The organism is Sulfuricystis multivorans (genome assembly GCF_003966565.1).
Classification (GTDB): domain Bacteria; phylum Pseudomonadota; class Gammaproteobacteria; order Burkholderiales; family Rhodocyclaceae; genus Sulfuricystis; species Sulfuricystis multivorans.
Genome location: NZ_AP018720.1, coordinates 90,461 through 102,623, shown reverse-complemented (window position 1 = coordinate 102,623; position 12,163 = coordinate 90,461). Strand labels below are relative to the sequence as shown.

General features: G+C 63.6%; 9 protein-coding genes, 1 pseudogene and 1 riboswitch. Of the genes and pseudogenes, 5 read left to right on the top strand and 5 right to left on the bottom strand.

Translation table 11 applies throughout. The features are described 5' to 3' along the window. Positions 1-85 precede the first annotated feature (85 nt). The 5 genes and pseudogenes from EL335_RS14240 to EL335_RS14535 all read right to left on the bottom strand — a co-directional run bounded on the left by EL335_RS14240 (position 86) and on the right by EL335_RS14535 (position 4,527). On the bottom strand, positions 86-328 hold the full coding sequence (locus EL335_RS14240) for a hypothetical protein (RefSeq protein WP_126448428.1): 243 nt from the start codon (positions 326-328) through the stop codon (positions 86-88). A gap of 304 nt (positions 329-632) precedes the next feature. Beyond that, a pseudogene (locus EL335_RS14540) lies at positions 633-776 on the bottom strand (GDCCVxC domain-containing (seleno)protein); the annotation flags it as partial. Between the two features lie 65 nt (positions 777-841). Beyond that, on the bottom strand, positions 842-1,267 hold the full coding sequence (locus tag EL335_RS14230) for a DUF3135 domain-containing protein (protein WP_126448424.1): 426 nt from the start codon (positions 1,265-1,267) through the stop codon (positions 842-844). Next, positions 1,260-2,381 carry a methyl-accepting chemotaxis protein gene (locus EL335_RS14225; protein WP_126448422.1) on the bottom strand — a complete coding sequence of 374 codons (1,122 nt, stop codon included), beginning with the start codon at positions 2,379-2,381 and terminating at the stop codon, positions 1,260-1,262. Before EL335_RS14225 ends, EL335_RS14230 begins: the two co-directional genes overlap by 8 nt. Positions 2,382-2,400: 19 nt before the next feature. After that, on the bottom strand, positions 2,401-4,527 hold the full coding sequence (locus tag EL335_RS14535) for a methyl-accepting chemotaxis protein (protein WP_126448420.1): 2,127 nt from the start codon (positions 4,525-4,527) through the stop codon (positions 2,401-2,403). 358 nt (positions 4,528-4,885) lie between these two features. Here EL335_RS14535 and EL335_RS14215 point away from each other — a divergent pair, with 358 nt between their 5' ends. The 5 genes from EL335_RS14215 (at position 4,886) to EL335_RS14195 (ending at position 12,111) form a co-directional block, all read left to right on the top strand. Then, positions 4,886-5,983, top strand: a complete 1,098-nt coding sequence (locus tag EL335_RS14215; protein ID WP_126448418.1) for an RNA polymerase factor sigma-54 — start codon at positions 4,886-4,888, stop codon at positions 5,981-5,983. Between the two features lie 142 nt (positions 5,984-6,125). After that, positions 6,126-8,675 carry an EAL domain-containing protein gene (locus EL335_RS14210; RefSeq protein ID WP_172600144.1) on the top strand — a complete coding sequence of 850 codons (2,550 nt, stop codon included), beginning with the start codon at positions 6,126-6,128 and terminating at the stop codon, positions 8,673-8,675. A 136-nt stretch (positions 8,676-8,811) separates the two neighbouring features. After that, positions 8,812-9,023, top strand: a riboswitch (cobalamin riboswitch). 142 nt (positions 9,024-9,165) lie between these two features. Beyond that, the gene (locus EL335_RS14205; protein ID WP_126448414.1) at positions 9,166-11,304 is read left to right on the top strand and encodes a ribonucleoside triphosphate reductase; all 2,139 of its coding nucleotides are present in this window, start codon (positions 9,166-9,168) and stop codon (positions 11,302-11,304) included. A gap of 29 nt (positions 11,305-11,333) precedes the next feature. After that, a complete protein-coding gene (gene nrdD, locus EL335_RS14200; RefSeq protein WP_126448412.1) occupies positions 11,334-11,507 on the top strand; it encodes an anaerobic ribonucleoside-triphosphate reductase in 174 nt (57 codons plus the stop codon). After that, entirely contained in the window at positions 11,500-12,111 is a 612-nt protein-coding gene (locus tag EL335_RS14195) for an anaerobic ribonucleoside-triphosphate reductase activating protein (RefSeq protein WP_126448410.1), read from the top strand. Before nrdD ends, EL335_RS14195 begins: the two co-directional genes overlap by 8 nt. The last annotated feature ends 52 nt before the right edge of the window (positions 12,112-12,163 follow it).

Below are 12,163 nucleotides of genomic sequence, written 5' to 3'. Positions count from 1 at the left end.
CGTTTTGCCGGGCGCGAGAGTTTTTCGGAAAAATCTAACTCCACCACGCAGCCCTAGGAATGGAAGACGGATGAATTTTTTACAGCTAAACACTTGCCGAGGAGCCATCCAAACCAAGTTTTTTCAGCATGCTGCGAACGTGAGCAAGGGACGCGGCTTCGAGGCGCGGTGCCGCGAAACGTTTCTCCAAAATCTCATCAGCATCGATCAATGTCTCGCCGTTCAGCCCTTCGTGGCGCTCCAGCGATCCAAACTCCAGCATTGCATCCACCCAAGTAATAGGGACATCCATCATGTCGGCAGCTTCCTGTCGGGTCAGCAGGCTCATGTCTTCTTCTCCTTTCAATCACATTTCACCTATATAGCAGAAAACCTTGTCGCAAGCAATTGTTATTTATGGGTTTTTGCCAGCAGTATTTTCAGCCCATCGACTTGCGTGAAAAAAATCGCGTTCATGATAATAGTAGTTATCATGAATGAGATATCGGCGCAAAGCACGCCGCCGGCGGATATGTTTTGCTCAGACCACCTAACTGTCTGTCGCGCGCCGGATTTTTGCGTCGAGGGTGGCGACCTATCCACAGAATTTGTGAGTCAAGTCCAAATTTTGCTGTAAATTCGCTTTGCTCCAGAACGTTGCCATATAAGCAGAACACGTAACAATCACCCGAGAGTGGATTGAGTAATGTGTGACAGCCTTCGCACTCGTAGAACCACTGACAAGCGTCGAGCGGCACGGTTTCGAGCTTGGTATGGCCACAGTAAGGACAAGTCAAACTCGATTACAGGACGGGCACGGCGACCATGGTCCGATTGACTCCCAAACCGCCACTGCTGTTGATCAATCGGACGAAGCGACGAGGATCAGCCGCCGTGCCGACTCGCTGTCGGCCCCAGGCCGGCGGATGGCGGCTCCGGAAGGAGTTGCGGCCTCTCGCATCGGACCGCACTCCATGCGCAAGATCCGCGCGGCCCGGGGTTTGCGTCCGGATGCCGGTTCGCCGGAAAGCCCCGCCGCGCGATTGAGCGCTATCCGGAACTCGAAAAACGTCTCCCACATCATGGCCGAAATGCGCAGGCAGGCCTTCAGCGGTGTGCGGGCGCGGAAGCGCTCCGCGTCCACCCGCCACTGCATGCGGCGCATGCGTTGCGGATCGTTTCCCCTGACGATGGCCCTTTCGATGAGTTCGCGTCTGGCGACCTCGAAAGCGGCCGGATCGGTATGTGCAAGACGCACCCAGGCGCGGAAGTCGAAATCTTCAAGCATGGCACAGCAGCGCCGTGTCGCCTTCGGCGCTCGTCGCGATCTTCTCCAGGGCGGTCACGACCTTGAGGCTCGCCGCCTCCATCTCGCCGACGCGGGCAAAGCAGGTCTCCATGTCGCCCCCCTCGTTGGCGCGCAGCGCGGCCAGCCCGGCGTCATGGAATTCCCGGTGCGGCGATTCCATTTCCGCGTAGCCGGGCAGCTTCGAGAAGCAGTCGCGGCCCTCGCCCTCGTAATACCACTTGCCGAGTCGGCAGGCGGTGTGCGGCGCGAAATCGCCGACGGTCTTCTGCGACACGCCCATCAGCACGCGATAGACCTCGAACTTGTAGACGAGATGGTCGATCTTCGCCACCTCGACGAAGCTGCGGAGCGCCGAGGCGGCGATGGTGCCCTCCATGCGCCGCGAGAGGTCGAACAGCGAGCGCATGCTGCCCGTGGCCGCCGTTCCCTCTTCGCCGAAGGAGGCGGTGCGGCGCGTCCATTGCTCCATCTGCTCCCGCGTCTGACGGGTCTCTCCCTGGATGGCGGTGACCAGCCCGGAAATCTCGTTGGTCGCCGCCGTGGTTTTCTCGGCCAGTTTTCGCACCTCGTCCGCCACGACCGCGAAGCCGCGTCCCTGCTCGCCGGCGCGCGCCGCCTCGATGGCGGCGTTCAAGGCCAGGAGGTTCGTCTGGTCGGCGATCTCGCGGATCAACTGGACGATGCCGCCGATCTGGTTGGCGCGATCCGACAGTCCTTCCACGTTGCCGGCCATCGAGGCGCTGTCGCTGGCCATGACCGACAGGCTCTCGGCGATCTTCTCCATCGACTGGCGGCAGCTGCCCGAAACGGTCGCCGCCTCGACGGCATGCCGCTTCTCCTCGCGCATGGCGCCGGCGATCGCCGCCTGCGAACGCTGGATTTCCAGAAACGAATCGCCGAAGGACTGCATGGTGAGGTAGATGCGCCGGCAGCGATCCAGATCCCGGTGCGTTCCGGCCAGGTTCGCTTCCGCATCGCCCCGCGCCGACTCCGCCGCTGCCAGACGCGCCTCGGCCGCCTCCCGTCGGGCGCGTTCTTCGCGTAGCTCGGTTTCCAGCGCCTCGATTTTCTTCTTGTAGCCATTGCAAAACATCGTTTTCTCTCCCCTCCAGTCAGCCAACCACCTTGAACTGTCCCACCACCTGGCGCAGTTCCTCCGCCGCGTTCTTCATGGCATCTGCTGCGACCTTGGCCTGACGAGCCGCTTCGAGATTGCCGTCGATGAGCTGGGCGATCTTTTCCATGTTCTGCGCCACCTGCTCCGAGGCGATCGCCTGCTCCTTCGCGGCATCGGCGATGTGATGCGAGCGGTCGGTGACGTCGCGGCTGGTGTCGGTGATGCGTGAGAGTCCCACGACGCTTTCCTGGATCATGCCGATGCCCTGCTCGACCTCGACCACCGCATGGTTCATCGAGGAGACCGCGCTGTCGGCCACTTGACGGATCTCCGCGACCGTGGCCGTGATGTCCGCCGTCGAGGCCGCAGTGCGCTCGGCGAGTTTCCTCACTTCGTCGGCCACTACAGCAAACCCCCTGCCCATCTCGCCGGCCCTGGCCGCTTCGATGGCCGCATTCAGGGCGAGCAGGTTGGTTTGATCGGCGATTTCCTTGATGGTCTGACTGATGTCGCCGATCTTCGCGACGGCCTGGTTGAGGTCGGCGATGGTGCGGGAGGACGACTGCACGGCCTCGACCACCCGTCCCGTCGCTGCCGAGCTTTTCGTCATGCTCGCCTGCGCCTCGGCGATCTGTCCCTGCGCCTGATCGGCCGCCCGCGCCGCGTGGTCGGCGTCGTCAGCGACCTGGCGCACCGATTGCGAGAACTCCTCCGTGGCGGCGGCGATATCGGCGGCGCGATCGCGCTGCTGCTCCGACTGGTCGACCACCGAGGCGGTCTGTTGCTCGACCCGTCCCGACTGCTCGTCGATGGCGCGCGCCGCCGCGTGGATCTCATCCAGCATCACTTTCAGGTGCACCTGCATGGCCGCCAGCTGCGTGAGCACCTTGCCGGCCTCGTCGCGCCCCGAGATGTCGATGCGGTCGGTCAGATTGCCCTGCGCCATGCGGTCGAAATGCCCGATGACGCGGTTGAGCGGTCGGGCGATGGCGGTAATCAAATTCCACGCGGCGGCGGCGACGATGAGCAAAGCGATTAGCGTGCCCGCGACCGCCAAGTTGCGCAGCCTTTCATAGCGCGTCTGCGCGGCGGCGTATTCGTCGCGCGCTGCTTTCTTGAGCGCGTCCTGGATTTCCCGTGCGAGATTCGCCGCCTGGGTGTAGTTCGGATTCACCTTGGTGAGCAGGATCTGGTTGGCGCGGTCGAAGTCGCCGGCGAGGATAGCCTCGCGCGCCGGCACGAGTCCATCATTGACATAGGCCTTCCTCGCTTCCGCATAACGCACGAGCAGGGGCTTGAGGTTCTCTCCAAGCTCGCGCTTGTCGAGCTCGGCCACCAGCGCGCTGATTTCGTCGCGGTTCTTGACGATCGCGTCGGTATGCAGCGTCACCGGATGATCGTGCAGCTTCGCAAACGGGTTGGCCGGATTGTGCTGGAGGGCCAGCATCACCTGCCGGCTGTTGTCCGACATCAGGGTCGAGATGCGGCCGATCATGTCGACCGGTTCCAGCCGCGCCTGGTAGGTGCGGTCGAGGGCATTGTTGGTGAGCGCGATGCCGCCGATGCCGATTGCCGCGCCGACGACGAGCAGCGCGCCCATGAAGGCCATCGTCGCCAAGAGCCGCGCCCGGATCGAGATCCGCTTCACGAGCGGCGGCCGGGTGTCGAGCCTGGCCTTGCTCTCATTGAGTTTCTGGTAGAGCGCCTCGGCGGCGGCGATGTCGGCACGCGAAGGTTCCTGACGCACCGACATGTAGCCGACGGTTTGGTCGTTCTCGCGCACCGGCACGACGAAGGCGTCGACCCAGTAGTGGTCGCCGTCCTTGGCGCGGTTCTTGACTATCCCGCGCCAGGGCAGCCCCTGCTTCACGGTGGCCCACAAATCCTCGAAGGCAGCGGGCGGCATGTCCGGGTGGCGCACGACATTGTGGTTCTTGCCAATGAGTTCCTCGCGGGAAAATCCCGAGAGTTCGACGAAGGCGTCGTTGGCGTAGGTGATGATGCCCTTGAGGTCGGTTTTGGAGACGAGATAACGCCCAGGCGGGTAGGGCTTTTCCCGCTGGGTGACCGGCTGATTCACTTTCAACGCAGGCTCCTTGTTCGTGTTCTTGGCGTCGAACAAGGGAGAATCCTCCGGTCGCCGGCAGGATCGCGCCAGAAAATCCCCCCCTTTCCTGGCATCCCCTCGACCATGGGCACCCGCGATCCCAAGGTGCCGACAGGCCGGGGCTTTGCGCCTCCGCCTTTCGCGCGGAGTGGCCCCTGCAGGTCCGCGATGCGCGTCTTCACGGCGCATGCGCCGCGCGATATTACTTTTGGATTGGGTTCTACAGCAAAAAATAAAACTTTTTACATCATAAAATATTTTAATCAACTTGCAGCCCCGGAAAAAGAAATACGGCCTGGATGCCGGCACCCTTGGCAAGATCGTCCTGGCGCGCTGCCTCGCGCAACCGCTGAACGCATACGAACGTTCGATCATGCGAATCGAAGCCTCGCCATCGTTCCGCAGCGCATACTGGGCACGGGCCGCCCTCGTTTCAGGTGCGAGCGTCGATGCGACACTCGCCATGCGCCAATCCGCTTCCCCGGTCCTCGGCAGGATCGTCCCTCGTGAAGACGGGCTTGCATTCATCTATCGACATGAGGTTCTCGCCCGCGAATACCATCTCGACGAGCACGCTCTCTCCGGTGTCGTCGGAAACGGGATGTCCGCGTTGGTGCATCGTTTGCGATTGATCAACAGCCGCAACCGGCTGACCCATGCGCTGATCGCGGCGCTGCTGGAGCTTCAACGCGATTTTCTTGTCACCGGCAACCCGCTTGCGCTCGTCCCGCTGCCGCAGGCGCGCATGTCGAGACATCTTTCCGAACGGGCGGGATTGCCCATGGCGGCCGATCCGGGACGCATCTCCAGGCTCGTGCGCGGTCTCGCCGTCGCTCTGCCCGACGGCAGGAGCCTGGCTCTGATCAAGTTGTTCCCCAGCGAACGGCTACTGCATTGTCATCGTCTCGATTTCTTGGTAAAAAAGGAAAAACAACTGCTCCTTGCAGGCGAGATCGCGCGCCCATGGTCCGACGCACAGCTCGTCGCGCTTCTGGAGCAACAACACGGAATCCGCCTTTCGCGGCGATCGATCGCCGCCATCCGTCACCAACTCGCGGTTCCCGACTGCCGCCGTCGCGCGGCGCTCGCGGACTATCGGGCGGCAACGGAAGGATTCTCCGCGTTGCTGCCCCTGACGCCGTCGGCCTTGGCAACGCATGTGCCGCCCCGGTCGGGTGTCTACGAGATTCGCGCGCCCGTCGGCGCCGACGAAAACCGATGCTCGACCGACGCGGTCGAGCGGCTGCCGGTGGTGTATATCGGCTCGACGCGCGATTTGCGCAAGCGGCTTTCCGATCACCTGCGGGGCAACAGCGGCAACATGACGCTTCACCGCCATCTGGCGGAAGGGAGGGCGAAGGTGAGGTTTCGGATCGTCGAAGAACACTGGCGTCATCTCGAACGACGCTTGTATCTCGCATACCGCGAGACCTTCGGTGTCCCACCGCCGTGCAACCGGATGAGTCCATGAACAACAAGAACTACCGTGAATTGGAAAGCGTCTTGCGCAAGCAAGCAAGCAAGCAAGCAAGCCTGACGGTCATTTCGTGTCGCCGGAATGGATGGCTGCGCGGGCGGGGGCGATGAAGCCGGCCGACGAGATTGCCCATGCGATGATGGCCGCGCTCGGTCTCGACGAGGGCGGTATCGCCAAACGCAAAACGTTTCTGGAATTCACGGACGAGGATGCCGCCCGGCTCGAACGCCTGCATGCGCTGCTGGCAGGCCAAGAGCAAGATTTCGCGCGGCGATTTTACGACCATCTGTTGCGTTTTGAAGAAACGCGGCGCTTCATTCCCGACCAAGCGGCGCTCGACCACCTCCGAACCACCCAGGCGCAGTATTTCGAGACCCTCACGGCCGGGACCTACGATGCCGAGTACGTGCGCCATCGTCTGCGCGTGGGGCTCGCGCATCAGCGCATCGGCCTGGAAACGCAATGGTATCTCGGGGCGTACGCCAAGTATCTGTCCGATGCGCTGCCCGACCTGTGGCAACGTCTCGGCGGCGATCCCGACCTGGCCATCGCGACGCTCCAGTCCCTGCTCAAGATCGTCCTATTCGACATGGGGCTGGCGATGGACACCTATGTCCACGCGGACCGGCAGGCGATCCTGTCCCTGCGGGAATACGCGGAACTGGTGTTTTCGGCGATCCCGGATGGACTGGCCGTGCTGACGGCCGACCTCACGGTCATCTCGATCAACCGCGCCTTCGCCCGGCGCTTCGAGTTGAGCGAAGCGGACGCCCACGGCCGCCCGCTCGCGACGCTGATCCGGGCGGAAGGGCTCGACCGACACCTGCGCGAGGTTCGGGAAAGCGGCATCGTCAAACGCGACCTGCTGTTCGAAATGGCGCGCGTACCCGATGGCCCGCTCATCCCGGTGCGTGCCACCCTGACTGGCATCCGCCTTGCGGAAGAAGAAGAAGAAGAAGAAGCCCGTTTGCTGCTCATCGTCGAGGACATGACCGAGCAGGCCCGGCTCCAGGACGCCTTGCTTGAAAGCGAGGCGACCCTGTTGCGCGCCCAGGAGGTCGCCCGCATCGGCAGTTGGCGGCTTGATCTCGTCGGTGGCGACTTGACGTGGTCGCCGGAGGTCTTCCGCATCTTCGGCATCGACAGGAATACATCCGTCAGTTATGCGGTCTTTCTTGCCTGCGTCCACCCGGAGGATCGGGAGATGGTGGATGCGGCCTGGCAGGCGGCGCTCGCGGGCGCACCCTATCACCTTCAGCACCGCATCCTCGCGGCCGGCGAGACGCGCTGGGTGGAGGAGCGCGCGCAGATCGAATTCGACGACGAACGACGACCGATCAAGGCGGTGGGGACGGTGCAGGACATCACCGACCGCAAGGCGGCCGAGACGCGGATCGAGTATCTGGCGTTCTACGATCCGCTGACCGGCTTGCCCAATCGCGCGCTCTTCATGGACAGGCTGCATCATGAGCTGGCTGCCGCCGAACGGCGCGGTCAACGACTCGCCGTGCTCTTCCTCGATCTTGATCGCTTCAAGGATATCAATGACACGCTAGGACACGACGCGGGCGACCGCGTCCTCGTCGAGGTGGCAAGACGTTTCCGCGATGCCTTGCGCGAGGAGGAAACGCTGGCGCGGTTGTCGGGCGACGAGTTCGTCGTTATCGCCTCAGACTCGGGTAAGGCCGCCGTCCGGATCGCAGAACGGGTCGCCCAGGCACTGGCGCATCCGATCAACGCCGGCCGTCAGGAATTCGGTATCTCCGCGAGCATCGGCATCGCGATTTTCCCGGAAGACGGTAAGTCCAGCGAAGAACTACTGAAAGCCGCCGATATCGCCATGTATCGCGCCAAGGGCGGCGGAGGGGGTGGCTACCGCTTCTATCGGGCCGAGATGGGCGAGGAACTGGCGCGCCGCCTCGCGATCGCACAGCGACTGGAAAAGGCGCTTTTCGCCGGACGGCTGCAACTCCATTACCAGCCGCAGGTGAATCTGATGAGCAGAAGCCTGATTGGCGCAGAAGCCCTGGCGCGGTGGACGGATTCCGAATGGGGTGCCGTCAGTCCCGCCGATTTCATCCCCATCGCCGAAGAACGCGGCCTGATCGTTCCCTTGGGCGAATGGGCGCTCGCCACGGCATGCCGGCAAGTGCGGCAGTGGGAGGCTCGCGGTTGTCCCGCGTCCTTCCGGGTAGCGGTCAATGTCTCGGCCCGACAATTCGAGGACGACGGCTTCGTTGACGCTGCCATACGGATTGCCCGGGAAAACAAGACTCGCCCCGCTCTTGTCGAGCTCGAGCTGACGGAATCCGGCATGATGCGCGACCCGGACAGAGCCGTCGAGATCACCCATGCCCTGGCAGCCGCCGGATTCGCACTCTCCATCGACGACTTCGGTACCGGCTATTCCTCGCTGACCTATCTCAAGCGGTTCCCGGTGAAGAGGTTGAAGATCGACATTTCCTTCGTGCGCGACATGCTCAGCGACCGCAATGATCGCACCATCGTCGGCACCGTCATCGCGATGGGTTCCAGCATGGACATGGAAACCCTGGCCGAAGGCGTCGAGCATGCCGATCAGGCGTCGGCCCTGTTGGCCATGGGATGCTCCCTGGCGCAAGGCTTCCATTTCGGCAGGCCAGAGCCGGCCGACGGTTTCGAGGCGCGCTGGCTAGCCAAGGGGTAATCCGGTCCCCGCCAACCGGCCAACTCATCATGCCACTACATATAGTGCCCTCAGTCGTTACTCGCACTATATCTAGTAGGTTCCACTTGACAGTACGACATTCACAAAAGTAGACTCCCCCGCGTCGTCCATGATCGGACGACGCAAGCGTCGCGGTCGCCCCCCCCGCAAGGGGTGAGGCGCGAAGAGGGAATCCGGTGACGAATCTTGGATTCGAAATCCGGGGCTGCCCCCGCAACTGTGATCGGCGAGTCTGGCGCCAACCCATGCCACTGGAACTTTTCCGGGAAGGCGGGCGCGAGATGACGACCCGAGAGCCAGGAGACCTGCCGCGACATCGGTGGTTCGTTGTTGTTGGGCGGGGTGTCCCTGGCACGAGGTCGATGATGTTTGCGTTGGTTTTTTCCTCCTTGCGCGTTTCTGCGCGACCGGCTCACGCCAGTCGCGTCTCCTCGTCCTGTCCGGTTGCCACAATTCGAGGAGAGCACGCATGGAACGTTCCCACATCGACCTGAATCTGGCCGCCCCCCCAGATGGTTCGCCGCAGCGGCGAGGGGGCGCCGCGCATACGTCCGGCAACTTTGACGTCTGCAATACTGTCTCCGCAGCATCGACATTGATTTTCCAAACCAGCGGTCTCCCCATACGCATCGTCAAGCGCAACGGCCGCGACGAACCCTTCGATGCTGCGCGCATCGCCTCGGCGTTGATACGCGCCGGCGCGGCCAGCGGCGAGTACGACGAGAATGAAGCGCACTTGCTGACCGCGCGGGTGCTCAAGGTGCTGCGCCACCGCCACGGCGGCACGGCGCCGACCGTGGAACAAATACAGGACATCGTCGAGCAGACGCTGGTGGACGCCAACCACCTCGGCACCTTCCGCGCCTACGTCGCCTACCGCGACCAGCACCGCCGCCTGCGCGAAGACCGCAAGACCCTGGTGGACGTCGCCGCCGCCGTCGACGAATACGTCGGTCGCGCCGACTGGCGCGTGCAGGCCAACGCCAACCAGGGGTATTCGCTCGGTGGCCTGATCCTCAACGTCTCCGGCAAGGTGGTGGCCAACTACTGGCTTTCCCACGTCTATCCGCCCGAGATCGGCCAGGCCCACCGCGACGCCGACATGCACATCCACGACCTCGACATGCTCTCCGGTTACTGCGCCGGCTGGTCGCTGCGCCAGCTGCTGCACGAAGGTTTCAACGGCGTGCCCGGCAAGCCCGAGGCCGATCCGCCCAGGCACTTCTCCAGCGCGCTCGGCCAAATGGTGAACTTCCTTGGTACCTTGCAAAACGAATGGGCCGGCGCGCAGGCTTTCAGCTCTTTCGACACCTACCTCGCGCCTTTCGTGCGCAAGGACAAGCTCGACTACGACGCCGTGCGCCAGGGTATGCAGGAGTTCATCTACAACCTCAACGTGCCCTCGCGCTGGGGCACGCAGACGCCGTTCACCAACCTGACCTTCGACTGGGTCTGCCCGGAAGACCTGCGCGAGCAGATCCCGACCATCGGCGGCGTCGAGATGCCCTTCGCCTACGGCGACCTGCAGGTCGAGATGGACCTCATTAACCGCGCCTACATCGAGGTGATGAGTGCCGGCGACCGGCGCGGCCGCGTATTCACATTTCCGATCCCGACCTACAACATCACCGAGGATTTTCCCTGGGAATCGGAAAACGCCGAGCGACTGTTCGCCATGACCGCGAAATACGGTCTGCCCTACTTCCAGAACTTCATCAACTCCGACATGAAGCCGAACCAGATCCGCTCGATGTGCTGCCGCCTGCAGCTCGACCTGCGTGAGCTACTGAAGCGCGGTAACGGCTTGTTCGGCTCGGCCGAGCAGACCGGCTCGATCGGCGTCGTGACCATCAACTGTGCCCGTCTCGGCTACCTGCATGCCGGCGACGAGGCGGCGCTGATGGCGCGCCTCGATCGCCTTGCCGACATGGCGAAGGACAGCCTGGAGATCAAGCGCAAGGTGGTCCAGCGCCTGATGGATGATGGGCTGTTTCCCTATACGAAACGCTACCTCGGCACGCTGCGCAACCACTTCTCCACCATCGGCGTGAATGGCATCAACGAGATGGTGCGCAACTTCACCGGCGACGCGCACGACATCACGCATACCGAGGGCCACGCGCTGGCGCTGCGCCTGCTCGACCGCCTGCGCGAGAAGATGCGCGACTACCAGGAACAGACCGGCAACCTCTACAACCTGGAGGCGACGCCGGCCGAGGGCACCACCTACCGCTTCGCCAAGGAGGACAGGAAGCGCTGGCCCGGCATCCTGCAGGCGGGCACGCCGGAGAAGCCCTACTACACCAACTCCTCGCAGCTGCCGGTCGGCTTCACCGACGACCCCTTCGAGGCGCTGATCCGCCAGGACGAACTACAGACGCGCTACACCGGCGGCACGGTGTTGCATCTCTACATGCGCGAGCGCATCTCCTCACCCGCAGCCTGCCGGCAACTGGTGCGCACGGCGCTGACGCGCTTTCGCCTGCCCTATATCACCGTCACGCCGACCTTCTCGATCTGCCCGAAACACGGCTATCTGGAAGGCGAGCACGAGTTCTGCCCGAAGTGCGACGCGGAAGTCCTCGCCCGCAAGGCCGCCGTCCACTGATTTTTTCTCACGCCACGAAAGGAAACGCCATGTCCGAAAACACCCATACCACCCCCCTGCAGGACCACGAGCGCCAGCGCTGCGAAATCTGGACGCGCGTCATGGGCTACCACCGCCCGGTGTCCGAGTTCAATCCCGGCAAGCAAAGCGAGCACCACGAGCGCCGCCATTTCGCCGAACCCTGCGCGCCGGCGCGTGCCTGAGCCAACGCTGGCGGTGGGCGGCCTGGTGCCGTTCACCACCATCGACTTTCCCGGCCGGCTCGCCGCCGTGGTGTTCTGCCAGGGCTGCCCCTGGCGCTGCACCTACTGCCACAACCCGCACCTGCTACCGCGCGGTCCGGGAGCCTTAGCTTGGCCCGACGTGTTCGGCTGGCTGGCCAGCCGGCGCGGCCTGCTCGACGGCGTGGTCTTCAGCGGCGGCGAACCGCTCCTGCAACGCGATCTGCCGGCCGCGCTCACCGAAGTGCGTGCGCTGGGCTTCGCCACGGCGCTGCACACGGCCGGCGCCTATCCGGAGCGGCTGGCCGCCGCGCTGCCGCTGCTTGACTGGGTTGGCTTCGACGTCAAGGCGCCGTTCGCCGAATATGCGCCGATCGTCGGCTGCGCCGCCGGCTGCGCCGCCCGTCAATCGCTCGAACTGCTGCTCGCCTCTGGGGTACCACACGAAATCCGCTGTACCGTGCCGCCGCAGCTCGACGAAGCAACGCTCGGTCGCATGGCTGCCGAGTTGGCTGGTTTCGGAGTGGCGCATTTCACACAGCAGGTCTGCCGCCCCGCGACTCTCCCCATGAAGCATCCCGAATGAACCGCCATTCGAAGATCATGCTGTTACCTCCGTCCCGCCCGCGCAGACTTTT

Coding starts and splice junctions, on each gene's coding strand:
- EL335_RS14205 (WP_126448414.1), top strand. CDS start 9,166: ATGGAACGTTCCCACATCGACCTGAATCTGGCCGCCCCCCCAGATGGT.
- nrdD (WP_126448412.1), top strand. CDS start 11,334: ATGTCCGAAAACACCCATACCACCCCCCTGCAGGACCACGAGCGCCAG.
- EL335_RS14215 (WP_126448418.1), top strand. CDS start 4,886: ATGCGAATCGAAGCCTCGCCATCGTTCCGCAGCGCATACTGGGCACGG.
- EL335_RS14240 (WP_126448428.1), bottom strand. CDS start 328: ATGAGCCTGCTGACCCGACAGGAAGCTGCCGACATGATGGATGTCCCT.
- EL335_RS14230 (WP_126448424.1), bottom strand. CDS start 1,267: ATGCTTGAAGATTTCGACTTCCGCGCCTGGGTGCGTCTTGCACATACC.
- EL335_RS14210 (WP_172600144.1), top strand. CDS start 6,126: ATGATGGCCGCGCTCGGTCTCGACGAGGGCGGTATCGCCAAACGCAAA.
- EL335_RS14225 (WP_126448422.1), bottom strand. CDS start 2,381: ATGTTTTGCAATGGCTACAAGAAGAAAATCGAGGCGCTGGAAACCGAG.